Below are 23596 nucleotides of genomic sequence, written 5' to 3'. Positions count from 1 at the left end.
GCAGGCCAGTTTACGACGCCAACAACAGCCGCACCAGAAATCGCTACCGCAATTGTAGCGATGAGGCGTCTATGGCCTCTAAGCATTGAAGCAGGAACGCAGCCGTAAAGCCGCCCCGGCTGATCTTGTTATTGAGATTGCGCTCGTTCTCTGTGACGCCAATCGACGCCAGCTTTTCCGCAAGCTGAGCATAAGTGACCCCCCGTCGCTTCAACTCACCCTTAAGCAGGTTTTTCGCGCGAGTCTCATACTCGACGTTCACGGGATCTGACTTTGCCACCATAATGGATCAATCCTAAAATATCATCGCTTATGATGATATACACCCTTGACTTCGGTTATATCAACCATCATATCCAGTGCATAACATCACCGGATATGATGACATGCAACACTTTCTCCTCTCCGCCGCCGCCCGCACCCTCAGCCTCAAGGGCGTTTTCCAGATGGGCGAAGACAAGGCTTACGAGACGTTCAAGCGTTTGCGCTGGGCTGAGACCGACGGCGAGGCAGTGTGCCCGCGTTGCGGCTGTGTCGAGACCTACGAGATCAGCACCCGCCGTCGCTTCAAGTGCGTTGCCTGCCATCACCAGTTCTCGGTTACGTCGGGCACCATCTTCGCCTCGCGCAAGATGAGCTTCACAGATCTGCTCGCCGCGATCGTCATCTTCGTGAACGGCGCCAAGGGCATTTCGGCCATCCAAATGAGCCGCGATCTGGATTGCCAGTACAAGACGGCCTTCGTCCTCTCGCACAAGCTGCGCGAGGCGATGGCGCGCGAGAACATGGGCGCGACGATCGGCGGCGTTGTCGAGGTCGATGGCGCGTATTTCGGCGGCTACAGCAAGCCCGCCAATGAGAAGTCAGACCGCAAGGATCGCCGCCTTCTGGAAAACCAGACCGGTAAGCGTCAGGTTGTCGTGGTTGCCCGTTCGCGCGGGGGTCGTACCCTGACTTTCATCGGTCGCACCGAAGCGCAGGGCGTCCCCTTCATCCGTTCGGTCATCGAGACTGGCGCGACTGTCCACGCGGACGAAGGCACCGCATGGGATGCTCTCCACGCTTCCTACGATACGGGCCGCGTCAATCACTCGTTCCGCTACATGGACAAGGGTGTCTGCACCAATCAGGCCGAAAGCTACTTCTCGCGCCTGCGCCGCATGGAAGTGGGCACGCACCATCACATCGCGGGCCCGTACCTCGCCAGCTATGCGAACGAGGCTTCCTTTCGCGAAGATAACCGGCGCGCTTCGAACGGTGCGCAGGCGGCTATGGTGGGCTCGCTGGCCCTCGCGTCGAGCCAGTCGCGCAAGTTTGCGGGATACTGGCAGCGGGCAGCTTAATCATTTCATGTCTTTAAATAAGGATTTCACCACGACCACGGCCAAGGCAATAACTCGAGCTAAGTTTTGAACTAGCAGGGCTGGTAGCAGCCAAGTATATTGCGAGAAATCCCACAGACCAAGCCCGACTTGCTTCAATAAATAGCATTGAAAACCAATCATAGCTGCCATCAATGCAGCTATGAAATAAGACCACAGGCCTTTGTGCTTATAGTGGCCGCGCAGTCCTCTTAGATGCTCATATTCCTCTTGGCCTACTATGGCTTGTCGATCAAAGCGCCTAGCGAACTCAACCTCTGCCCGGATTGCTTGATCTGCAATTAGACTGCCCGTCTGAGCGGCTATTTTAGCCTTCAGTTCTCCAACTGATGGAAGCTTCTCGCCATCAGCATCAGACATTCTTGAGTCGATTTTCCATCATTTCCCGAGAAACGCCAAACACCTTTGCCAGAACCGTTGCCCCTGCATCCTTCACCGGGGCAAGCAACCGCTTCGGCACAAGTAGATTTGCAGCGAAGTGATTAGCTTCCTGTTCAAAAGGGTTCTTAGCAGACGGCTTCTGGAAGCGCGGCAGAATACTATACTCGTCGGGGTTTTCCTCAAAAAACCTCCGATGGAGCACCCAATGGCCCAGCTCATGAGCTATCGTGAACGTTTGTCGCGCGACCGGGTCGTTTGCATTGACATAGAGCTTCCCGCTCTCGAAATCACAGAACCCAGCCACACGCTCGCCGGCTTCACCAAAATCGGCGAACACGACGTCAACGCCCTGCGTTTCGGCTATTTCCAAGACGGGAATCGGGGGTGCCGAGTAGGGGCGTGTAAGGTCGCTAGCCTTTGAAGCGGCCTCTTTCCACCTAGCTCGTTCTAGAAGCGCAACCATGGAACATATGTAGGGAATCTCCCACGCCGCGTAAAGCCCTAGAGCTTGACAATCTCCCACAACTGATACAATCCCGCACCCTCCACGGTGCGCACAAGCCCCTTCTCGCGCTTGTCCCGGAGCGCCGACCCGACGCGCTTCGTCATCAGCCGGAGCAGCTTCATATCCATAGCCATGCCGCGCTCTAGGATAAGCTGAGAGGCTATGTCGCGGGATGCCAGCGGTTCACGCGCGTTGCGGAGGATACCCAGCACAAGGCGGCTCATCTGCCCGCGCTTGCTCCAATCTTCGGGCGGCTGAAACAGGCGCGGCGGGATGGCTTCGGGTACGACATGCGGCGCTACGATCTGCAACGTCGCGTCCAGATGCTCGATATCCCGCACCAGTTGCGCGACCCGGTTGTGGATGTTCGCCAGTTCCCCGGCCAGCTCTGCCCGTTTCTTGACGAGGCCCGTCACCATGTAATCTGTCATGGGTGCAAATTAAGGCATATCCCCAGAAATGGGGATGCGGGCGTTGGTGCAATTGCTACATAATGCCGAGCGCTTCCGCCGGAGTAAGATCGGGCAATATGCCCGGCAGGCACGCCGCCATCAGGGATTTGCCCGCGCCGGGCGGGCCGCTCATCAGCAGGTTATGCCCGCCAGCCGCCGCAATCTCCAGCGCGCGCTTGGCGGTTTCCTGGCCCTTCACCTGCTTGAGGTCGGCCAGGATGACAGGGGCGTCGGCAATGCCTGGTTGCGGCGGGGCCAGCGGTGCGCCGCCCTTGAAATGGCCGATCAGCGATAGCAGGTCGGGCGCGGCCAGCACCTCGATATTGCCCGCCCAGGCAGCCTCCGGGCCCTGCGCCGCCGGGCAAATCAGGCCGAGATCGCGCTCGGAGGCATGGAGCGCGGCGAGCAGCACGCCCGGCGCGGGGGCGACCCGGCCGTCGAGTCCGAGTTCGCCGACAACGACGTAAGACGCCAGCGTCTCGGCATCGATCACGCCCATCGCGCCGAGCAGGCCGAGTGCGATCGGCAGGTCGTAATGCGATCCTTCCTTGGGCAGGTCGGCAGGCGAGAGATTGACCGTGATCCGCTTGGGCGGCAGTGCGAGCCCGATTGCCGACAGCGCGGCATGGACCCGCTCACGGCTTTCGCCGACCGCCTTGTCGGGCAATCCGACCACGAGGAATTTCGGCATCCCCGGCGCGATCTGCACCTGCACCTCGACGGCGCGCGCCTCCAGTCCCAGAAACGCGACCGTCGCGACATGCGAAACCATTGATCAGCCCCCGATGTTCTCGGCCTGTTCTAGGCGGGGGATGATTTGGATGTCGAGCGGATTATTGGCTGAGCAGATCGACCGTCCCGCTATCGAAGGCGGATATCCGCACCCAGCCCAATCGGGCCGGCGCGAAGCCGGCGAGATCGACCGGATATTGCCGCCAGCTGCCGGGCAGCAGCGGCTGTGGTGCGGCGAAGTTGATCATGTGCGCGCCATTGGCGGGAAGCGGCAGCCCCTTACTGTCATTGCCGCCCCATTCGATCTTCGCGGTCATGCCGGTCAGCCGTGCGGTGCTGGGATTGCCGAAGTCGAGGACGACGCGCGATCCGCCCGCCTGCGGTTGCACTTCGGCAATCGCCACCGGGATGCGGCCCACATCGGTATCGATCAGGCCATAGCCGGTGTCGCCAGGCCGCAGGGTGATCGCCTTGTGCTCGCCCAGCGAGGTCTCGGCCTTGGCCAGCCGGTCCTCGATGGCTTTTAACCGCTGATCGGTCTTGGAGTTACAGGCGCTGAGTGTAGGCAGCAGCAGAAGCAAGGCAATGGCGGATCGGCGCATATCGTCCTCCCTGAAGAGTTCTCATTTCCGTTCCGAACGCATGTGAAACGAAAAAGAGCCATGACCCGGAGCCTTGGCGATCGGACGCTCCTTCGCTGCGCTGACGTTATGGGGTAGTGAAGCCGGCAGCCTGCGAACGGCCTTTTTGCCGCGTAGATTGATTGACTCATGCTGGCCTTTTGCCTAAGCGCACCCTCGTTAGCGGCTGCCGCAGGTTCGGCGGCCCTTTTGTTTTGAATTTGAGGCAGAGACGATGAAGCGCACTTTCCAGCCGAGCAACCTGGTCCGCAAGCGGCGCCATGGCTTCCGTTCGCGCAGCGCGACCCCCGGTGGCCGCAAGATTCTGGCCGCCCGCCGCGCCCGTGGCCGCATAAAGCTGTCAGCCTGATCCAGAGCCCCTACGCGGTGCTTGAGCGCCGCGCAGATTTTCTGGCGGCCAATAACGGTAGGCGTGCGCCGATGCCCGGCTTCGTCCTGCTCGTCCGGCCTCGTGGCGATGACGATCCCGTCATGCGCCTCGGCATCACCGTTACCAAGAAGATCGGTAATGCGGTCGTCCGCAACCGAATGAAGCGACGCTTCCGGGCGCTCGCGCGCGAGCTGCTGCCTGTCGCGGGCGTGGCTGGCGCAGATCATGTCCTGATCGGCAGGGCGGGCGGAATCGAGCAGGATTTTGCCGAGCTTCGCGGGCATCTTGTGAAGGCGCTGGGCAAGGTCGTCAAATGATCGGCCGGGCGATTATCCTGCTGGCGAAAGCGTGGCAGAAGGGCCCTTCGCTGATCCTGCCACCGACCTGCCGATACATGCCGAGCTGTTCGGCCTATACGATCGAGGCCGTCTCGCGCTATGGCGCCCTCAAAGGCGGGTGGCTCGGGCTCCGCCGGATTTGCCGTTGTCACCCCTGGGGTGGCTCCGGCTACGATCCGGTGCCCTGACATGCGTTATTGGTTGGCGCGATTTCCGAGTCGCCGGATATTTACCTCCGGCTCGAAATCGCTCTTAGGATTTCCGGGAGTTTTTGGTGGATAACCAGCGCAACATGATCCTCGCGATCGTCCTGTCGGCGATCGTCCTGTTCGGATGGCAGGCGCTCAGCGACCGATTCTTCCCGGTCGCCAAGCCCCCCGTCACGAAGATCGAGGGCGGCAAGGAGCAGGTCCTGCCCCAGCCCGGCGCAGATCCCGCCGCCGACAGCCCGGTCGCGATTCGTGCGCGGGGCGTGGTGCTGGGTGAGACCCCGCGCATCGCGATCGATACGCCGAAGCTGGCGGGTTCGATCAACCTGCAGGGAGCGCGGATCGACGATCTGGTGCTCAAGACCTACAAGGAAACGCTGGCGAAGGACTCGCCGCCGATCCGCCTGCTGTCGCCCAGCGGCTCGCCCGAAGCCTATTATGCCGGCTTCGGCTGGACCGGCGACGGCGTCGATGCGCCCGGCCCGAACACGATTTGGACCGCTATGGGGACGAAACTGACCCCGAGCACGCCTGTCACGCTCAGCTGGACCAACCAGCGCGGACAGCGGTTCGACACGGTGATCGCCGTCGACGCCGACTATATGTTCACCGTCACGCAGAAGCTGGCGAACAGCGGCGTCGGTGCGGTCGCGGCGCGGCCCTACGGCCTCGTGGCGCGCGACGGCGTGTCGAAGGATCCGTCGAGCTGGACGCTGCACACCGGCCCGATCGGCGTGTTCAACGATACCGCCAATTACGATCTCAGCTTCGAAAAGCTCGACGAGGCCGGCCAGGCCGGGACCCGTTTCGCCAGCACCGGCGGCTGGCTGGGCTTCGGCGACAAATATTGGCTGACCGCGCTCGTTCCCGATAGCAAGTCGGCGGTCGATGCCGGGTTCCTGTCAACCGCTCCCAAGGTCTATCAGGCGGTGCAGACCGGCAAGCCGGTGCTGATCGGTCCTGGCAAGAGCAGCGCGGTTACGCAGCGCTTCTTCGCGGGCGCCAAGGAAGTCGCGCTGCTCGATCGTTATGAGACCGAGCTCGGCGTGCCGATGTTCAGCCGCGCGATCGACTGGGGCTGGTTCCGGGTCATCGAGAAGCCGATCTTCTGGGTGCTCGATCAGGTGTTTAAGCTGGTGGGCAATTTCGGCGTGGCGATCATCATCCTCACCTTCCTGGTGCGCGGGCTGATGTTCCCGATCGCGCAAAAGCAGTTCCGCTCGATGGCGGGCATGCGCCGCGTCCAGCCGAAGATGAAGGAGCTGCAGGAGCGCCACAAGGGCGACAAGGCCAAGCTCCAGCAGGAGCTGCTCAAGCTCTATCAGGAAGAGAAGGTCAATCCGCTCGCGGGCTGTCTGCCGATCCTCGTCCAGATCCCGGTCTTCTACGCGCTGTACAAGGTGCTGATGGTGACGATCGAGATGCGCCACCAGCCGTTCATCCTGTGGATCCGCGATCTGTCGGCCCCCGATCCGCTGCATTTCCTCAACCTGTTCGGCTTGCTCGACTTCACCCCACCCGCATTTCTGGGTCTTGGCATCCTCGCGCTGCTGCTCGGCGTGTCGATGTGGCTGCAGTTCCGGTTAAATCCGACGCCGATGGAGCCCGCCCAGCAGCAGGTGATGGCGCTGATGCCGTGGATCATGATGTTCATCATGGCCCCCTTCGCGGCCGGCCTGCTGATCTACTGGATCACGTCCAACTTCCTGACCATCGCGCAGCAGGCCTGGCTCTATCGCCAATATCCGGTGATGGAGATTCCCGCCTCGGCGGCAACCGTGACCGTGACAAAGAAGAAGTGAGCGGGAACGAACATGAAGGCGGACAGCCTGATGGCGATCGGCCCGAAGCCGACCTGACCGAGCCGGCGCGCAAGCTGTTCGCGGGCCCGGTCACGTTCCTGAAGTCCGCCCCCGATCTGAAATTCCTGCCCGATCCGGACGTGCCCGAGGTCGCCTTTGCCGGCCGATCGAATGTCGGCAAGTCGTCGCTGCTCAACCGGCTGACCAACCGCAATGCGCTGGCGCGCACCTCGAATACTCCGGGACGCACGCAGGAACTGAACTTCTTCGATGTCGGCGCGCCGGAGGAAGGTGCGTTGCCGGTGATGCGGCTGGTCGACATGCCGGGCTATGGCTTTGCCAAGGCCCCGAAGGATGTCGTTCGCAAATGGCGGCATCTGGTGAACGATTACCTGCGCGGCCGCGTGGTGCTCAAGCGCGCGCTGGTGCTGATCGATGCGCGTCACGGCGTCAAGGATGTCGACCGTGAGGTGATGACCATGCTCGACAAGGCGGCCGTCACCTATCACCTCGTCATCACCAAGGCCGACAAGATCAAGGCGAGCGAACTCGCCGCAGTCAGCGCCGCAACCGAGGCCGAGGGACGCAAGCATGTCGCCGCTCATCCTAAGCTGCTGGTGACATCGAGCGAGAAGGATTTCGGCATCGCCGAGCTGCGCGCGGCGGTGCTGGAAGCGATCCAGTCCAACTGATGGGTGTGGAAGGTAGCGCGAACCTTCGCTAAACGCCTCCGATCCAACCTGGGAGGCGCAGATGACCCTCAAGCTCTATATCGGCAACAAGGTCTATTCGAGCTGGTCGCTGCGCGGCTGGCTGGCGGTCAAACAGTCGGGGCTGCCGTTCGGGGAAGAGGTCGTGTCGCTCTATGACGATACATGGGAAAGCCGCCGCCAGGACCCCGAACTCGTCCCATCGAACGGCAAGGTGCCGATATTGTGGGATGGCGATGCCGCGATATGGGAAAGCCTCGCGATCATCGACTATCTCGCCGACAAGGTCGGGCGCGACCGTTTCTGGCCGGCGGATGACAAGGCGCGCGCGCTGGCCCGCTCGATGGCGTCCGAGATGCACGCCGGCTACACCGCGCTGCGCTCGCAGCACACCATGAACATTCGCCATGTCTATGCGCCCGAGCCGCTGACCCCGGAGGTTTCCGCCGATGTGCAGCGTATCACCTCGCTATGGGATCAGGCCAAGCGCGAGTTCGGAACAGGCGGTGACTATTTGTTCGGACGTTTCGGCGCGGTCGACATCATGTTCGCGCCGGTGGTCACCCGCTTCCGCACCTATTCGATCCCGTTGCCCTCGCTGGCGTCCGACTATTGCCAGGCGGTGTGGAATCATCCCTTCATGGTCGAATGGAGCGCGGGCGCGGCGGGCGAAAGCTGGGTGATCGACAAGTTCGAACGCGCGGCGGAGCAGGCCTGAAAACATCTCTCGTCATTCCAGCGAGAGGCGCAGTCTCACTGTATCTCTCCACCCCTGAAGGAAAGTGAGATCCCGATCTTCGGCATGGGGCGTTACGGCCCTTTGCAGGAAGTGCAGGGGAGGCTAGGCGGGCAGAGTGACCGATGCAATCGACCCCGTCGCGCTGACCAAGCGCCTGATCGCCTGTCCCAGCGTGACCCCGGCCGACGCCGGGGCAATGGCTGTTATCGCCGAGGTGTTGGAGGAGATCGGTTTTACCGTCCACCGCTTCGTGGCGGGAGAAGCCCCCGACGGGCCGGTCGAGAATCTGTTCGCGACGCGCGGGGAGGGCGGGCCGCATTTCGCCTTTGCCGGGCATAGCGACGTGGTGCCGCCGGGCGAAGGCTGGCAGGGCGACCCCTTCATCCCTGCGGTGCGCGGCGATCTGCTCTATGGCCGGGGCGCCGTCGACATGAAGGGGGCGATCGGCGCCTTCATCGCGGCGGCGGCGCGGATCACCGTTCAGAAGGGCACACTGAGTCTGATCATCACCGGCGATGAGGAGGGGCCCGCCACCTACGGGACCGTGGCGCTGATCGACTGGATGAACCAGCGTGGCATCCGGCCCGACCTCTGCCTGGTTGGTGAGCCGACCTCGACCCACCGCCTCGGCGATATGATCAAGATCGGCCGGCGTGGCTCGGTCAATATCTGGATCGACAATGAAGGCGCGCAGGGCCATGTCGCCTATCCGCATCTCGCCGACAATCCGATCCCGGCGCTGGTCAAGGCGCTCGATGCGCTGGCGGCGCTCCATCTCGACGAGGGAAATGACTGGTTCCAGCCGTCCAACCTTGAGATCACCAGCATCGATGTCGGGAACGCCGCCACCAACGTCATCCCGGCGACGGCGCGCGCGCGGATCAATATCCGTTTCAACGACGAACATAAGGGCGCGGACCTGGTCGAACTGGTGCGCGCGACCGTAGCCGCCCATGCACCCGTCGCCACACTGCGCTCGGTTATCTCCGGTGAGAGCTTCATCACCCCGCCCGGTGAATTTTCCGGCATGATCGCAGCGGCGATCGGGAAAGTGACCGGGCTCGAGCCCCAGTTGTCGACGACGGGCGGCACCTCCGACGCCCGGTTCCTGTCGCGCATATGCCCGGTTGTCGAGTTCGGCCTGTGCAACGCGACGATGCACAAGCTTGACGAGGCGGTGGCGATTGCCGACCTCTACCAGCTTGCCGATATCTATGAAGAGATCACCCGTAAGGCGCTCGGCTGCTGAGCGGTTGCACGGGCCGTGCAAGGCGTTATAGCTGCGCGCCGTGCGGGCGTGGTGAAACTGGTAGACGCGCCGGACTCAAAATCCGGTTCCGCAAGGAGTGTCGGTTCGATTCCGACCGCCCGCACCAACTTCCGCATGATCGCCCGCCGCGCACCGGCGCTGGCCCTGTCTAGATTTTGGTATTTTTTACCGCGGCCGGCCTTTCCGCTACGGGCCGCGTCGGCGGCGCCGGATTAGACGAAAGTTTGTCGGTAAGTGCGCTTTCGGCTTGCTTTGTCGGGGCAAACGGCTAAACCGAAAAGGTCATTAGTTAAGAATCCTCCAGAGAATAACCCGGCCCAAAAGGCCGGGTTATTCGATTCTGGGGACTACTGATCTCCCTTCCACCGCTCGCCACCCCGGAATCGCGATGCTAAGGCATTGGCGATGGCCTTATTTGTCTTCTGGGGGGAAATGGGGGTGGGGTCGCGCACGGTCGAGCGACTCGATGCGCCCCTGCTCGACGAATCCCATCTCGTTCCCGAAAGGGTGAGTCGCGGGAGCTTCGATACGCCTGCCGGAAGGTGGCATTTCCACGCCTGCGCAACCGCAACGCATTTCTACACCGCCGATCGGCAGGTCTGGCAGAGCCCCGAAGAGGGCGCATGTATCATTCACGGGCTGATCTGGCGGATCGAGGCGAGCGGGCCGCAGCTTCTAGATGCCCGCGACGTCGCCGCGCTGCTCGATCGGCCGGGCGCGAGACTGCCCGACGACATTGCCGGCGAATATGCCGTTGCGCGCCTTCATGCCGATGGCACGATCGTCGCCTTTTCTGATCGCGCAGGCCTCCACCAGATATTCCATGGCCCCTCGGGGGCCTCGGTCGTCGCCAATCGCGCGGGGCTCGTCGCGACCGTGCTTGATGACCGGGCACCCGATCCGGCGGGGCTGAGCTGGTTGCCCGCGATCGGCTATCGGGTTGGAACAGCCACTTCCTATCGCGCGGTCACGCAGCTTGCCCAGGAGCATGTCCTGACGATCGGCCGGGAAGGGCACGCGATCCGGCCGCTGCCGTCGCCAATGATCGCCTTCGCGGGCGAACGTGGCTATTCGCCGGCGCTCGATCCGTTGCTCGATGAAGGAATTGCGCAGGCACAGGCGGCCATACGCCTGGGCGTCGGCGTCCGGGGGCCGATCGATCTGCCGATCACCGGCGGCAAGGACAGCCGCGTGATTCTCGCCCTGTGCCTGGCGGCGGGCCTGGGCGACCGGCTGAACCTGTTCACGCGCGGCTATGCCGGGCATCCCGATGTGATCGCCGGGGCAGGCATCGCTTCCGCACTTGGCCTGCCGCACCGGCGCGAGCCGCCGCATGGCAGCGACGAACCCGCTCATTGGACGCGGGCGCGCTTCTTCGAGAAGTTGATGGCGCAGGTCTATCAGAGCGACGGGATGGTCGGCGGCTGGGACCTCATTCTCGGGGAGCGGATCGCAACGGAAACCTTGATCACTGGCCATATGGGCGAGGTGCTCAAAGCCTATTCGAAAAAGCCGATGCCACAGGATGGGCTTGATCCGGTGGCGATGGTCCGGCTTCAGGCGCCGTTCGATCCGATGGGGTTGCTGCTGCCCGAGGCCCATGACCGGCTGCGCGGGCAACTGCATGAACAGATGGAGCAGGCGCGGGGCGAGGGGGCTTGTGAGGCGGATCTCCCCGATATCTTCTATTATCGCAATCGCATCCCCAACTGGCTGGGCGCGATTCGCGCGATCAAGTCGTTCGAGCGGCAGCCGGTCGTCCCGCTGGGCGCTCCGGCACTCCTGCGGCTGGCCTTTCGCCTCACCCCCCAAGAGCGCAAGGCGGAGTTGCTTCATTATAAGATCATCGAACGCTGCGCGCCCGAATTGCTGGCGCCGCCCTTTGCGATGCAGCGCTGGGATGCGCGGCTTGATGGAGCGCCGCAGACCGACCCCGTCATGCCTGGCGCGGACGCGCCCCCGGTGTTCGGTAACTGGCAATTCTCGCTCAACCACAATCCATCGATCCGCGCGGCGCTTGTCGCCGAGATCGAGGCGCGGCCTGAGCTGACATTGTGGCGGTCGATCGATCGCGGCGTGCTGCTCGATCGGCTGCGCAACCGGCGGCTGGACTATTTCGACGGGATCAGCATGCTCGGCCTGGTGGTGGCGATGTTCCAGGAAAGCGGATTGATCCGGCCGGTGAAGATCGGTGGCGTGGGCGGGCTATCGCCTGTCGCGCGTCCGGTCGCGGCCTGCGCCGATCATCCGCCAGTCGTGATCGAAGGCCATCTCGATGCCGTGCGCGTGGAGGGAGACGTCTTCATCTTCGACGGTTGGGCGCATGCCCGTGCCTTTCCGGCAGCGCAGGTGGCGATCGAAGCGCGGCTAGGGGATGTCTCGCTGGGCATTGCCGTTGCCGATGCGAACCGGCCCGATCTGGTTGCGCACGGCATGGGCGACGGGCGGCATGGCTTCTCGCTGGCGGTCCCGCGCGATCGGCTCCGCGCGGCGGCCGGCGGTGCCGCGGAACTCAGTTTGGTGATAGCGCCGTTCGACAGCGGCGATGTGATCGCCACGCCGGTAGTGAAACCATGAGCCGCTCGATCCTTGTCATCGGCCAAAGCCATATCGCCGCGATCCGATCGGCGGCAAAGGCGCGGCGTGAGGCCGATCCCGATCGGCTGCGCACCCGGGTTATCCACACGCTCGAATCGCAATATGCGCCCGAACTGGTAGGGGAGGGCAACGACGCTGTCTTCACAGGCGCATTGGCCGAGACGATCCGCGACCAGATCGATCGCCATGCGCCGCTCGTTGCGTCGGCGAGCGGGGGCAATGTCCACAATGGCTTCGCGCTGATCCGCCATCCGCGCCCCTATGATTTCCTGCTGTCCGAAGAGGATGGTCCGCCGCTCGATCCGGAGGCCGAGCCGATCTCCGAGATGCTGGTGCGCGCGGTCCTCGAGGAAGGTCTGGCGCGGGACCGCATCCGGCTGCGCGAGATCCGGCGAGTGGCCGGCGAGGTCAACCAGCTCGAATCACCACCCCCGCTTGCCGACAGCGAGGCTATCGCCGCCCAGGCGGAAGCCTATTTCAAGGATCGCGGGATCGGCAATCTCGGCGTCGCCTCGCCGGGGCTGCGCTACAAGATCTGGCGGCTGCATTCGCGCATCGTCGCGGGCTATTGCGCGGAACTTGGCATGCGCTTCCTTCCTGTCCCGCGCGAAACGCAGGATGAGAAGGGCTTCCTTCTGCCGCAATTTGGCGGGGATGCGACCCATGGCAATCGGGATTATGGCGAAGCCGTAATCCGCCAGCTGGAGGCGCTCTGATGCCGCATCCTTATCGCGATCTGCCTGATAGTGCCTATTGGCGGCGATCGGTCGTCGGCCAGGGGCCGGTGATCGATCCGCTCGCTGGCGGATTCCTGATGCTTGGCCGAGACGACAAGGTCGCGACCGCGGGGAGCTGCTTCGCGCAGAATATCGCGAGGCACCTGAAGAAGAGCGGGTTCAACTTCCTCGTCACCGAAAGCGCGCACCCGATCATACCCGCCGCCGCGGCCGAGCGTCACGGCTATGGGCAGTACAGCGCGCGGTACGGCAATATCTACACCGCGCGGCAGCTGCTTCAGCTGTTCGACCGCGCTTATGGGGTGTTCAGCCCGGCCGAGGATATGTGGATCGCGCCCGAAGGATCGCGGGTCGTCGACCCCTTCCGCCCAACCATCGAGCCCGATGGCTTCGCGAGCGAGGCCGAACTGTGCGCGGCCCGCGCCCATCACCTCGCCCGAGTGCGCGAGATGTTCGAGACGCTCGACATCTTCGTCTTCACGTTGGGCCTGACCGAAGGCTGGGAGTCGACCGTCGATGGCGCGGTTTTTCCGCTATGTCCGGGCGTATCGGGCGGGGTGTTCGACGCCGCCGCGCATGCTTTCCACAATTTCCGGGTGAGCGAGGTCATCGCCGATCTAAACGCCTTCATCGCGCGGCTACGCGGGGTCAATCCCGGCGCACGGATCATCTTCACCGTCTCGCCGGTACCGCTCGCCGCGACGATGAGCGGCAATCATGTGCTCGCCGCTACCACCTACTCCAAGTCGGTGCTGCGCGCCGCGGCGCAGGAGGTGGTCGAGACGCATGACGGCACCTATTATTTTCCCTCCTATGAGATGATCATGGGCGCCCCCGCCGGCGCGCGCTATTTCGCCGAGGACATGCGCAACGTGACCGAGGAAGGCGTCGGCCATGTGATGTCGGTCTTCCTGCGCCACGCGGCGGGGATCGAGGCGGACGCGACGCCAGCTATGGCCACGCAGGACCCCGACGCCACGATCGCAGCGACGAAGGCATGGGTCGAGGTGATGTGCGATGAGGCGATGCTCGACGCCGAGGATTGAGGCCTTTCGCCAAGGCTGTCCTTTTCGTCTACGAGCCGCTAACCGTCAGCCGCGAAGCGAAGCGGAGTGAATTTTGGGGCGGCCCGACAATAGCCAAGCGCGCACCGCGATTCTGGTGCTCGGTATGCACCGGAGCGGAACTTCGGCGCTTGCCCGGCTGATCGGTTATCTCGGTGCGGCGCTGCCTGTCGATGCGATCGATGCGCATGCCGATAATGCGCGTGGCTATTGGGAATCTGCAGCGATCGTGAAGGCCGACGACCAGCTGCTGCGCGTCGCGCGGTCGAGCTGGTTCGATCCGCGCCCGCTCGATCTGTCGCGCCTGGATGCTTCGGCGCTGCGATCGCGCAAGGACCGGATCTGGGAAGCGGTCACGGCGGCATTTGGCGATGCGCCGCTGATGACGATCAAGGATCCGCGCCAATGCCGCTTCGTGCCGACCATCGTCGAGACGCTCGCCGAACATGGTGTTGCGGCCCGCGCGGTGCTGATGCTGCGCAGTCCGCAGGCGGTCGCGCGCTCGGTCGCCAGCCGCGACGGCACGACGTCCGCCTTCGCCCATCTCCTCTGGCTGCGCCACATGATCGACGCCGAACGTGCGACCCGTGGGCTGATCCGCGCCGTAATAGGTTTCGACGCGATGTTGGCCGACTGGCGCGATGCCGCGCGCCGCCTCCTGCCGCTAACTGGCGGAACAATGCCCGATGGGGACGCCGCAACGGCGATCGGCGGCTTCCTCGATCCCGCATTGCGCCATCATGCGGACGCTGCGTCGGCAGGCCTCGAACAACCGCTCGCCGGGATCGTCGAGGCCGTGCGGCAGGGCCTTGAAGTGCTGGTCGTCCATGACGATGCAGCCGCGCGCGCCGCGCTCGACACAGCCTATGCCCGGCTCGATGCCGTGCCCTGGCTTGCCGACGACATCATCCATGATGAATTGCGCCATCGCCGCATGGGCATCGCCGTCGAGGCTCAGGACGTGGCTGCCGAGGGCGAAGCGGCATCCCCACGGCCGCATCAGTCGATGCCCGCACCCACCCCGCCTTATGCCGAGGCGGTGACGATGATCCGCGACAGCGGGCTATTCGACGAGGCCTGGTATCTCGGCGCCTATGCGGATGTGGCGGGCAGTGGGCTCGATCCTGTCGAACATTATCTGACGATCGGCGCGGCGCGGGGCTATAATCCCCATCCATTGTTCGACACCGGCTTCTACGCGCGGCAGATGGCGCGGCGGATCGCAGCGGGAGGCGGCGGGCAGTGAAGGCCGCGCTGGTTCTTCATCTTTTCTACCCCGAAGTCGCGGTCGAGCTGATCGACCGGATCGCGGCCATCGGCGCGCCAGTGGACATATTCGTGACGCACAGTGTCGTGCTCGACGCGGACGTGCTCGATGCGCTGCAACGCTTGCCGCGCCAGACTGAAATCGTCCGGGTCGCCAATCGAGGTTGGGACATCGGGCCGCTGTTCGAACTGCTGCCGCTGCTCGCCGAGCGGGGCTATGACCTGATCGGCAAGCTTCATACGAAGAAAGGCGGATCGGGTTATGCGCCCGAATGGCGCGAGCTCGCCTATCAAGGGATGATCGCGTCCGACAAGCTGGTCGGCGACATCGTTGGCGCCTTCGACGAGCATCCTGACCTGTCGCTGCTTGGTCCCGCGCCGCTCTACAAGTCGGTGGCGAGCCATCTCTTCCGCAACGCCGAACTGCTGTCCGATCTCGCGCCGCGTCTTGTCGCACCCGCTTATCCGCCTGCCGACTGGGGTTTCTTCACGGGCACCTTCTTCTGGGCGCGGCGCACGCTGCTGGAAAAGGTCGCCGCGCTCGCCGATTTCGGCGAAACGGGAACGATCAGCCAGGAACGCGATGGCGCGCTCGGCCATGCGATCGAACGGCTGTTCGGGCTCGCGCCGCTGGCGCTGGGCGGCAAGATCGGACTGGTTGGGGATGGCGGGATCGAGATCGTTCAGGCGCCCGGGAACCCGTCGCACGAGCCGGTGATCCAGACGCTGGTCGATGCGGCCGGGCTGGGCATTGGGCCGGTCGACGATGAACTGGCTGCTCTGATCGCCAGCCACAATCCGCTGATCGACTATATCCGCCATGGCCGTGAGGCCGACGCGCTCGATCCCAATCTCTATTTTTCGAGCAGCTGGTACAACAGCGTCCATGCCGATGTGCATGCGGCGGGGATGCACCCGCTCCACCATTATATCCACCATGGCGCGGTGGAAGGGCGTTCGACCGGGCCGTTGTTCGACGGGGCCTATTACCGCAAAAGTCATGACGATGTGACGGGCGATCCGCTGCGCCACTTCCTGGAGGTCGGCGCCGCGGAGGGGCGGGTGGCGATCCCGATCAGCCGGCCACGCTACGAGACATCGGACGAGCGGCCGCGCCGTTTCTACCGGCATTTCGATATCGCCCGGGAGGAAGCCTTTCTGCGCGGCCTCGCCGAACTTCCCGAGGCGGCGCATCGCGAGGCGGATGACACGCTGATCACTGTAGTCATGCCCGCCTGGAACCGGCGCGACCGTATCGCCGCCGCGATCCGATCGGTGCTGGCGCAGAGCCACAAGAAGTTCGAGCTGCTGGTCGTCGACGATGGATCGACCGATGGCACGGCCGAGATCGCCGCGGCCTTTACCAGCGACCCGCGTGTCCGGGTGATCCGAGGCGCGCATGGCGGGGTGAGCGCGGCGCGCAACCTGGGCCTCGCGGCCGCGGCCGGGGAGATCGTCGCCTATCTCGACAGCGACAATAGCTGGAAGAGCTGGTTCCTGGACGTGATGGCGCTGTTCATGACCTCGCAGCGGATCGACGCCGCCTATTCGGGGATCGCGCTGCGCGACGAACTCAACCAGTTGACCGGCTATCGCGGCGACGATTTTGACTGGGACGCCTGTCTCGCCGAAAATTATGTCGACCTGAACGCCTTCTGCCATCGCCGCACGCTCATCGATCAGCTTGGCATGTTCGACCGCAATCTGCGGCGGATGGTCGATTGGGACCTGATCCTGCGTTACGCCAAGGGCCGACCGGTCGGCTATGCGCCCTTCGTCGGCTGCGAATATCATGATGCAAAGAGTGACGCCGGGCGGATCACGGTCAGCGAGCCCGCCGCCTTTCAGGCGCTGGTTCGCGCCAAGAACATGCTGGGCCTGCCCACCGGCCACGATGCGCATGAGCTTGCAGCGAAGCTGAAGCTGAACGTCGCGATCAAGATCGCCGCGCCCGAGGAAGAGAAGGCGGCGTGGGGCGACTTCCATTTTGCAGAGAGCCTCGCCACGGCGATCGAAAAACTGGGCCATACGGCGCGCATCGATTTCCGAGGCCAATGGCATGGCCATGCCATTGCCAGCGAGGATCTCGTCATCGTCCTGCGTGGGCTGATCCCCTATGAGCCGCGGGCCGGACAGATGTGCTTCCTGTGGAACATCAGCCATCCCGATCAGGTCGGCTTCGACGAATATGACCGGTACAGCCGGGTCTATGCGGCGTCCGCCTCGCACGCCGCCATGCTGGAGCATATTGTGCGGCCGCCGGTCGCGGCGATGCTGCAGGCGACCGATCCCACGCGCTTTCACCCCATGGACGGCGCGAGCGGGCCCGATGTCTTGTTCGTCGGTAATTCGCGCGGAGTCGATCGCGATATCGTCACCTGGGCGATCGATGCGGAACGGCCGCCGGTTATCTATGGCGATGGCTGGGAAGGCCGCGTGCCGCCTGATCTGATCGTGGCGGCCAATATCGATAATCGCGATCTCGGCGCACTCTATGCCGGGGCTGGCGCGGTGCTCAACGATCACTGGCCGTCGATGCGCGCCTTCGGCCTGCTGTCGAATCGGCTGTTCGATGTGGTCGGCAGCGGGGGCAGGGCGATCTCCGATCGGGTGCCATCGATGGCGTCCGTGTTCGGCGACGCTGTGGCACAGGTGTCGGGTCCGGCGGAGCTTGCGGCGGCGGTCGAGGCGATTCTCGCCAAACCGCGCGGCGGACCCGTCGCGAAGCTCGCCGCCGATTATGTCCATGCCGAACACAGTTTCGACGCGCGGGCGCAGACATTTATAACGGACGCCTTCGCCGTCCTCGGCTTGCCGTCACCCTTCGCCGCGCCCGAGCCTGATTTCGACAACCGCATCGCAGTCCACATCGTCGCCCGGCACAGCGCGATAGGCCCGCAAAGCTCGGCCTATATCCGGCTCGTTGCGCCGCTGACCGACGAAAGCGTCGCGAGCCGCGTGCGGCTCACGCTTGGCGCGCCCGATGATCCGGTGCCGGATTGCGATATCTGTATCGTCCAGCGCACCGCCTTGCCTTCGGTCAACGCGGTCGATGCGCTGGTGCGGCGACTGGGCGAGATCGGTGCGGCACTGGTGGCCGATGTCGATGACGCCTTCACGCTGATCGGGGCCGATCATCCCGAATATGATCTCTACCGCCCGCTCAATGCCGCGCTGGACCGGGTGGTTGCGGCGGCGGCGGAAGTCTGGTTCTCGACCGCCGACCTCTCCGAAGCCTATGCGGCGCTCGGGCCGCGCAGCGCTATCATTCCCAATGCGATCGAGCCGCGGCTGTGGCGCGACTGGCGGCATGGTCGGCCTGCACCGTTCGCCGGCGACAAGGTGCGGATGGTGTATATGGGCACGCACACTCATGGTCCGGACCTGGCGATGATCCGCCCGGCGCTCGACGCGCTATATACCGAGCGCGGCGATCTGTTCGACCTGACGGTGATCGGGATCGACCCAGATCTGGAGCCCGCCCCGTGGCTGCATCGGCTCGCGCCACCCGCCGAAGCGGTCAGCTATCCGCGCTTCGTGCGCTGGTTGCGCGAGCAGGGGCCGTTCGACCTGGGACTGGCTCCGCTCACCGACAACGCGTTCAACCGGTGCAAATCGGATATTAAGGCGCTCGACTATGCGGCGCTTGCGATCCTGCCACTGCTCAGCGATGGCCCGGCCTATCGCACCGATGCGGAGTTGGGGCGGCATGCGCTGTTCGCTGGCGCCGAGGGTTGGCTCGATGCTTTGCGTGCCGTGCTCGACGATCGCCAGGATGCGGCTCGTCGCGCGGAGGCGGCGGCGGCCCATGTCTGGAACCGACGTACGGTCTCCGGCATTGCAGCCATGCTGGTCGAACGCCTGGAGGCGCTTCGCGGTTAGGAGAGATTGATGACGAAGCGCGGCCTGCTCCTCGTCGCGGCGCTGCCGCTGCTGCTCGGTGCAGCGGGTGATATGCCCGAGCTCGTTCTGCCGATCGCTTGCAAACTTGGCGTAGATTGCGCGGTCCAGAACTATGTCGATATCGATCCGTCGCCGGGGGCGAAGGACTTCCATTGTGGTCAGCGCACCTATGACAAGCATCGCGGGACCGACATCCGGCTGCAGAGCATGGCGCAGCAGCGGCAGGGCGTCGCGGTGCTCGCGGCGGCGGCGGGCACTGTGCTGCGCGCGAGAGACGGGGTTGCCGATATCTCGGTTAAGGAGACCGGCAAAGCGGCGGTCGACAAGATCGAGTGCGGCAACGGTGTCGTGATCGGACATGCCGGCGGGCTGGAAACCCAATATTGCCATATGGCGAAGGGCAGCATCACGGTGAAGCCCGGCCAGCGGATCGCGGCGGGGGCGCCGATCGGCAAGGTCGGCCTGTCGGGCAATACCGAATATCCGCATCTCCACATCAGTGTGCGCAAGGACGGCCGGGACGCCGACCCCTTCGCGCTGGGCGCGAAGCCGGGACAATGCGACGGCGGGCGCAACATCTGGGCCGCCTCATCAGGGCTGACCAGGGGCTATCAGTCGGGGCAGGTGCTTAACGCCGGCTTCGCGACCGGACCGATGACGATGGCGGCGGCGCAGGAATATGGCGAGAACCAGCGTCCGCGCCCATCACGCAGCGCACCCGCGCTCGTCGCCTTCGTCCAATCGATCGGTCTGCAGCGCGGCGATGTGCAGAGGCTCGTCGTCACGGGCCCCGGTGGCGCGACGCTGGCGGAAGGCAAGCTGCCGGCCCTTGATCGAGATAAGGCGCAGACAATCATATTCACGGGCAAGAAGCGGCAGGCAGCGGGATGGCCGGCCGGCCGTTATTCAGCGCGCTATAGGGTGATGCGGGGGGATCAGGCGGTGATCGACCGGCGTTTCCACATCATGTTGGACTAGCAACCTTCCCCCACGCGCGCCCACCGCCTATGGATGTTTTCCGGCGAAAAAGGGGCGCGAAGTGAAAGAAGTTCTCCACGTTGGCTGCGGCAAGGCCACCATCAAGAAGATGACCGCCGGGTTCCAACAGGGTTGGCGCGAAGTACGGTTCGACATCAATCCCAACGTGAATCCCGATATTGTCGGTACGACAGTGGATATGACGGGTGTCGCCAGTGAAAGCGTCGATGCCGTCTATTCCTCGCACAACATAGAGCATGTCTACGCGCACCAGATTGGTAAGGTGCTGAGTGAATTCTGGCGCGTGCTTAAGTCCGATGGCTTCCTGGTCGTCACCTGCCCGAACATTCAATATGTGGCGGAGTTCATCGCAAAAGGACAGTTGGACGAGCCGCTATATACCTCTTCAGCAGGCCCAATTAGCGCTCTCGATATTCTCTACGGACATGGCAAGGCGATCGAAAACGGCGAAGAATATATGGCGCACCGCACCGCATTCACCGACTCGACGCTTAAGAAGGGATTGAATGCGGCGCGCTTTGCAACAATCGGTGTCCGGAAACATCGTCTCGACCTTTGGGCGATAGCTACCAAGACCGCCGTTCATTCGGATGTGGCTCGCCGACTGATGAACGAGTATCTGCCGCCAAGGGATATGCCTGCCGGCGCACCGGAAAATAGCCGATGAGCAAGCGCATCCTCATCGTTCATCAGAACGCCCTCGGGCAATTCGCGCATATAGCGGACGCTCTGATGGCGAGGGGTGATCAGGTCGCTGCGATAGCGAACACGACCGCGAAGGCGAAGCCCGGTGTTCGGTTCAGCCGGTGGAAGTATCCCCGGGGCAGCACGAAAGGCATTTTCCCTGCCGCGACGCGAGCGGAGGCCGATCTTATCCGTGCCGAGGCTGCGGCATCGGCCGCGGTCGAACTGAAGCGAAGCGGATTCGAGCCCGATGTCATCATCGGTCATCCTGGCTGGGGCGAGACCATTCACCTCAAGAACGTCTTCCCGCAGGCGAAACTGATATTGTTCGGTGAGTTTTATTATCGGGACAGCGGCGCCGATGTGAATTTCGACAAAGAGTTCGAAACTCCCGCGCTAGCCAGCGCGATGCGGACCAATGGCAAGAATGCGACCCAGGCGCTGGCCTATACCATGGCCGATATGATCGTCAGCCCTACGCGCTTTCAGGCCTGGACTTTTCCGCCGGCATTTCAGCCGATTATTCGGGTGCTGCACGAAGGGATCGATCTCTCCAAGGCCAAGCGCCGCCCGGATGTCCGCGTTACATTACGTGACGGGACCGTGCTCGATCGCTCGACGCCGGTGATCACCTTCATCAATCGGAATTTCGAACGCCTGCGGGGTTTTCACATCTTCATGAGGGCGCTGCCGGAATTTCTCGACGCCGTGCCCGAAGCCCATGTGATCGCGATCGGCGCCGATGGCGAGGGCTATGGCGAGACGCGCTCAGATGGCAAGAGCTGGCGGCGCGCGATGCTCGACGAGCTTGGCGATCGGCTGGACCAAAGCCGGCTCCACTTCGCGGGGCAGGTCGATCATCAGCAGATGGTCGATATTCTCTCGATCGGTGCGGCCCACATTTACTACACCTACCCGTTCGTCCTCTCCTGGTCGCTGGTGGAGGCGATGGCCTGCGAATGCCTGCTGTTGGCATCGGATACGCCGCCGGTGCGCGACGCGATCACCGATGGGGAGGACGGGATATTGAACGACTTCTTCGATGTGCACGCGCTGTCGCAAGCGATGATCGATGCGGTGCACTTCCCCGAACGTTTCGAGCCGATGCGCAAGCAGGCGCGTCAGACCGCGTTAGACCGCTTCGATCGCGCCACTGTGGGGGTGCCCGGATGGCTGGCGCTGATTGATGAGGTCGCCGCAAGGGGTTGATCGGGGCGCATAGCTCTTGAGCCAACGCACGGCATGATTTCGTAAATTGACTGTAGCTGCTTGCGTCGACGGTGTGTGGGCGTGTTCGCTTGGTTCTGAAGATCGCCTGCGCGCAAGGTATGCACGCCCAATTTTCGTGCGTCGCATCGACATCTAACAAAAAAGAACAAAAAAGGGCCGGCTTTCGCCGGCCCCTCTTCGGAGCCGGCGAACCGGCCCCTTCATGCTGTGGTTCAGCCGAGGACGAGATCGCCGTCGTCGTTGAATTCCAGGTCTGCGGCAGTGACGCCGATCAAACGAACGTACGAGTCGAGCGACGAAGCCTCATCGAAGTCCGAAGCATAGTACAGATAGGTATCCGCACCGACCTGAAGCGCAACAACTGCATTGTCTTCATCAGCATCGGCGAAGCGCTCTACCGCATAGGTAAGCGCGGCCTCGGCGAGCGTGAAGGCAACGCCATCTTCCTGAAGAATAACGGTCGAGTCTTCGTCGAGCGGAGCCAGGCCATCTTCGAACACGATCTTGTCACCAGCGCCGAAGTCGCTGATCGTCTCATAGACGTCGTCTTCCTCAGGAACAGAGAACAGAGTCGCATCGCCTGCGGCGATGTTGAACGTGTCCGCGCCTTCGCCGCCCGACAGATAGTCGGTGCCGAGGCCGCCGGTCAGATCGTCATCGCCCAGATCGCCGCCAACGAAATCTTCGCCGTCGCCAGCGTCAATCGTGTCGTTGCCCTGGCCGCCACGCAGGCTGTCATCGCCAGCACCGGTTTCGGTGATGGTGTCGTTGCCCTTGTTACCATTGACGGTGTCGTTCTCGGAACCGCCATCGATCGTGTCGTCGTCAGCGCCGCCGAAGATCCGATCACGACCAGCGCCGCCGTTGAGGGTATCCTCGCCAGCATTGCCCTGGATGTAATCGTTTCCGCCGTTACCGTTGATCAGGTCGTCGCCATCGACAGCACCAGCGACCGTAGTTTCGGCATTGCCATAAAGGCGATCTGCGATCGTGCCGCCATTGATGGTGTCCTTACCAGCGCCGCCGTTAAGCGTCAGGCTGCCAAGGCCAGCCGTACCGACGAGCGTGTCATCTCCGGCTTCGCCGGAGATGGTGTAATTGCCGGTATCCACGAGGGGATCGTCAACGACCACAGTGATAACGTCGGCCGCCGCGCCACCATAGACGAGGTGATCGCCCGCGCCTTCGACACTGATCGTGTCAATGCCACCGAAACCATATACCGCATCGGCGTCAGCACCGTCGGCTGCGAGAGTCTCAACGCCATCGTTGCCGATGATCAGCTCGCCACCAACATCGAACGTGAGGGTGCCACCTGCCAGCTCGGAAGCCGCGAAGGTGAGTTCCTGCTCGGCATAGGTGATTGTGACCAGAGCTGCAGTCAGACCAGCCTGCGGAGTGTAGACAACGGTCAACTCCGCCGGAGTTGCTTCGCGGAAAACGAGCGTGTTGCCAGCTTCGAAAGCGCTGGCGTCAGCCTGAGTGCCATTCTCAAAAATGAAACTTGCCATTAGTAACCTCCAGTTGAACCTTTAACCCGGGCAAGCAGCGCGCCTCCTCATCCTCACGAGGAGGAGACACCAC

The 23596-nt window shown here is 63.4% G+C and carries 22 protein-coding genes, 1 tRNA gene and 1 pseudogene; 17 read left to right on the top strand and 7 right to left on the bottom strand.

What is annotated here, in order from left to right:
• Positions 1 to 43: 43 nt before the first annotated feature.
• Positions 44 to 283, bottom strand: a complete 240-nt coding sequence (locus tag WP12_RS26430; RefSeq protein ID WP_084690987.1) for a DUF6471 domain-containing protein — start codon at positions 281 to 283, stop codon at positions 44 to 46.
• A 103-nt stretch (positions 284 to 386) separates the two neighbouring features.
• Here WP12_RS26430 and WP12_RS05835 point away from each other — a divergent pair, with 103 nt between their 5' ends.
• The gene (locus WP12_RS05835; RefSeq protein ID WP_046192870.1) at positions 387 to 1343 is read left to right on the top strand and encodes an IS1595 family transposase; all 957 of its coding nucleotides are present in this window, start codon (positions 387 to 389) and stop codon (positions 1341 to 1343) included.
• On the opposite strand, the gene WP12_RS05830 is transcribed toward WP12_RS05835, so the two are convergent.
• The 5 genes and pseudogenes from WP12_RS05830 to WP12_RS05805 all read right to left on the bottom strand — a co-directional run bounded on the left by WP12_RS05830 (position 1344) and on the right by WP12_RS05805 (position 4054).
• Positions 1344 to 1742: a hypothetical protein gene (locus WP12_RS05830; RefSeq protein ID WP_046192811.1), complete on the bottom strand. Its 399-nt coding sequence runs from the start codon at positions 1740 to 1742 to the stop codon at positions 1344 to 1346. It lies immediately after the preceding gene.
• Positions 1735 to 2133: an ImmA/IrrE family metallo-endopeptidase gene (locus tag WP12_RS23380; protein WP_160299164.1), complete on the bottom strand. Its 399-nt coding sequence runs from the start codon at positions 2131 to 2133 to the stop codon at positions 1735 to 1737. The genes WP12_RS05830 and WP12_RS23380 overlap by 8 nt, the downstream gene beginning before the upstream one ends.
• Before the next feature lie 131 nt (positions 2134 to 2264).
• Complete coding sequence (locus WP12_RS05815; RefSeq protein WP_046192810.1) at positions 2265 to 2699, bottom strand: hypothetical protein; 435 nt, start codon at positions 2697 to 2699, stop codon at positions 2265 to 2267.
• A gap of 67 nt (positions 2700 to 2766) precedes the next feature.
• A pseudogene (locus WP12_RS05810) lies at positions 2767 to 3492 on the bottom strand (magnesium chelatase domain-containing protein); the annotation flags it as partial.
• Positions 3493 to 3553: 61 nt separating this feature from the next.
• Positions 3554 to 4054, bottom strand: coding sequence for a DUF3251 domain-containing protein (locus tag WP12_RS05805; protein WP_046192809.1), 501 nt, complete (start codon positions 4052 to 4054; stop codon positions 3554 to 3556).
• A gap of 253 nt (positions 4055 to 4307) precedes the next feature.
• On the opposite strand from WP12_RS05805, the gene rpmH reads away from it, so the two are divergent.
• The 16 genes from rpmH to WP12_RS05725 all read left to right on the top strand — a co-directional run bounded on the left by rpmH (position 4308) and on the right by WP12_RS05725 (position 21991).
• Positions 4308 to 4442, top strand: a complete 135-nt coding sequence (rpmH, locus tag WP12_RS05800; protein ID WP_046192808.1) for a 50S ribosomal protein L34 — start codon at positions 4308 to 4310, stop codon at positions 4440 to 4442.
• A gap of 17 nt (positions 4443 to 4459) precedes the next feature.
• A complete protein-coding gene (gene rnpA / locus WP12_RS05795; protein ID WP_084690986.1) occupies positions 4460 to 4780 on the top strand; it encodes a ribonuclease P protein component in 321 nt (106 codons plus the stop codon).
• Entirely contained in the window at positions 4777 to 4989 is a 213-nt protein-coding gene (yidD, locus tag WP12_RS05790; protein WP_046192806.1) for a membrane protein insertion efficiency factor YidD, read from the top strand. Before rnpA ends, yidD begins: the two co-directional genes overlap by 4 nt.
• An 86-nt stretch (positions 4990 to 5075) precedes the next feature.
• Positions 5076 to 6812, top strand: a complete 1737-nt coding sequence (gene yidC / locus WP12_RS05785; RefSeq protein WP_046192805.1) for a membrane protein insertase YidC — start codon at positions 5076 to 5078, stop codon at positions 6810 to 6812.
• A gap of 53 nt (positions 6813 to 6865) precedes the next feature.
• The gene (gene yihA, locus WP12_RS05780; protein ID WP_235398988.1) at positions 6866 to 7504 is read left to right on the top strand and encodes a ribosome biogenesis GTP-binding protein YihA/YsxC; all 639 of its coding nucleotides are present in this window, start codon (positions 6866 to 6868) and stop codon (positions 7502 to 7504) included.
• Between the two features lie 61 nt (positions 7505 to 7565).
• On the top strand, positions 7566 to 8240 hold the full coding sequence (locus WP12_RS05775) for a glutathione S-transferase family protein (RefSeq protein WP_046192803.1): 675 nt from the start codon (positions 7566 to 7568) through the stop codon (positions 8238 to 8240).
• 136 nt (positions 8241 to 8376) lie between these two features.
• Complete coding sequence (gene dapE, locus WP12_RS05770) at positions 8377 to 9510, top strand: succinyl-diaminopimelate desuccinylase (RefSeq protein ID WP_046192802.1); 1134 nt, start codon at positions 8377 to 8379, stop codon at positions 9508 to 9510.
• Positions 9511 to 9552: 42 nt separating this feature from the next.
• Positions 9553 to 9637, top strand: a tRNA-Leu gene (locus WP12_RS05765).
• Between the two features lie 299 nt (positions 9638 to 9936).
• Positions 9937 to 12108, top strand: coding sequence for a hypothetical protein (locus WP12_RS05760; protein ID WP_152663907.1), 2172 nt, complete (start codon positions 9937 to 9939; stop codon positions 12106 to 12108).
• Positions 12105 to 12845: a hypothetical protein gene (locus WP12_RS05755; RefSeq protein ID WP_046192800.1), complete on the top strand. Its 741-nt coding sequence runs from the start codon at positions 12105 to 12107 to the stop codon at positions 12843 to 12845. The genes WP12_RS05760 and WP12_RS05755 overlap by 4 nt, the downstream gene beginning before the upstream one ends.
• Positions 12845 to 13912, top strand: coding sequence for a GSCFA domain-containing protein (locus WP12_RS05750; RefSeq protein WP_046192799.1), 1068 nt, complete (start codon positions 12845 to 12847; stop codon positions 13910 to 13912). The genes WP12_RS05755 and WP12_RS05750 overlap by 1 nt, the downstream gene beginning before the upstream one ends.
• Before the next feature lie 73 nt (positions 13913 to 13985).
• On the top strand, positions 13986 to 15176 hold the full coding sequence (locus WP12_RS05745; protein ID WP_235398984.1) for a sulfotransferase family protein: 1191 nt from the start codon (positions 13986 to 13988) through the stop codon (positions 15174 to 15176).
• Entirely contained in the window at positions 15173 to 19078 is a 3906-nt protein-coding gene (locus WP12_RS05740; RefSeq protein WP_046192797.1) for a glycosyltransferase, read from the top strand. Before WP12_RS05745 ends, WP12_RS05740 begins: the two co-directional genes overlap by 4 nt.
• A gap of 9 nt (positions 19079 to 19087) precedes the next feature.
• The gene (locus WP12_RS05735; RefSeq protein WP_046192796.1) at positions 19088 to 20077 is read left to right on the top strand and encodes a M23 family metallopeptidase; all 990 of its coding nucleotides are present in this window, start codon (positions 19088 to 19090) and stop codon (positions 20075 to 20077) included.
• A 61-nt stretch (positions 20078 to 20138) separates the two neighbouring features.
• The gene (locus WP12_RS05730) at positions 20139 to 20765 is read left to right on the top strand and encodes a class I SAM-dependent methyltransferase (RefSeq protein WP_084690985.1); all 627 of its coding nucleotides are present in this window, start codon (positions 20139 to 20141) and stop codon (positions 20763 to 20765) included.
• Positions 20762 to 21991, top strand: coding sequence for a glycosyltransferase (locus WP12_RS05725; RefSeq protein WP_046192795.1), 1230 nt, complete (start codon positions 20762 to 20764; stop codon positions 21989 to 21991). Before WP12_RS05730 ends, WP12_RS05725 begins: the two co-directional genes overlap by 4 nt.
• 233 nt (positions 21992 to 22224) lie before the next feature.
• Here WP12_RS05725 and WP12_RS05720 read toward each other — a convergent pair whose 3' ends face one another.
• On the bottom strand, positions 22225 to 23523 hold the full coding sequence (locus tag WP12_RS05720; protein WP_046192794.1) for a calcium-binding protein: 1299 nt from the start codon (positions 23521 to 23523) through the stop codon (positions 22225 to 22227).
• Positions 23524 to 23596 lie beyond the last annotated feature (73 nt).

It is taken from the genome of Sphingomonas sp. SRS2, from assembly GCF_000971055.1.
Classification (GTDB): Bacteria; Pseudomonadota; Alphaproteobacteria; order Sphingomonadales; family Sphingomonadaceae; genus Rhizorhabdus.
Note: the sequence above shows the minus strand (reverse complement) of the source record. Positions and strands in the feature narration are given on the sequence as shown.

What these genes read in the sequence shown, in the direction of transcription:
- WP12_RS26430 (WP_084690987.1), bottom strand. Translation starts at nt 283, where the DNA reads ATGGTGGCAAAGTCAGATCCCGTGAACGTCGAGTATGAGACTCGCGCG.
- WP12_RS05835 (WP_046192870.1), top strand. Translation starts at nt 387, where the DNA reads ATGCAACACTTTCTCCTCTCCGCCGCCGCCCGCACCCTCAGCCTCAAG.
- WP12_RS05830 (WP_046192811.1), bottom strand. Translation starts at nt 1,742, where the DNA reads ATGTCTGATGCTGATGGCGAGAAGCTTCCATCAGTTGGAGAACTGAAG.
- WP12_RS05815 (WP_046192810.1), bottom strand. Translation starts at nt 2,699, where the DNA reads ATGACAGATTACATGGTGACGGGCCTCGTCAAGAAACGGGCAGAGCTG.
- WP12_RS05805 (WP_046192809.1), bottom strand. Translation starts at nt 4,054, where the DNA reads ATGCGCCGATCCGCCATTGCCTTGCTTCTGCTGCTGCCTACACTCAGC.
- rpmH (WP_046192808.1), top strand. Translation starts at nt 4,308, where the DNA reads ATGAAGCGCACTTTCCAGCCGAGCAACCTGGTCCGCAAGCGGCGCCAT.
- yidD (WP_046192806.1), top strand. Translation starts at nt 4,777, where the DNA reads ATGATCGGCCGGGCGATTATCCTGCTGGCGAAAGCGTGGCAGAAGGGC.
- WP12_RS05775 (WP_046192803.1), top strand. Translation starts at nt 7,566, where the DNA reads ATGACCCTCAAGCTCTATATCGGCAACAAGGTCTATTCGAGCTGGTCG.
- WP12_RS05760 (WP_152663907.1), top strand. Translation starts at nt 9,937, where the DNA reads ATGGCCTTATTTGTCTTCTGGGGGGAAATGGGGGTGGGGTCGCGCACG.
- WP12_RS05755 (WP_046192800.1), top strand. Translation starts at nt 12,105, where the DNA reads ATGAGCCGCTCGATCCTTGTCATCGGCCAAAGCCATATCGCCGCGATC.
- WP12_RS05750 (WP_046192799.1), top strand. Translation starts at nt 12,845, where the DNA reads ATGCCGCATCCTTATCGCGATCTGCCTGATAGTGCCTATTGGCGGCGA.
- WP12_RS05735 (WP_046192796.1), top strand. Translation starts at nt 19,088, where the DNA reads ATGACGAAGCGCGGCCTGCTCCTCGTCGCGGCGCTGCCGCTGCTGCTC.
- WP12_RS05725 (WP_046192795.1), top strand. Translation starts at nt 20,762, where the DNA reads ATGAGCAAGCGCATCCTCATCGTTCATCAGAACGCCCTCGGGCAATTC.
- WP12_RS05720 (WP_046192794.1), bottom strand. Translation starts at nt 23,523, where the DNA reads ATGGCAAGTTTCATTTTTGAGAATGGCACTCAGGCTGACGCCAGCGCT.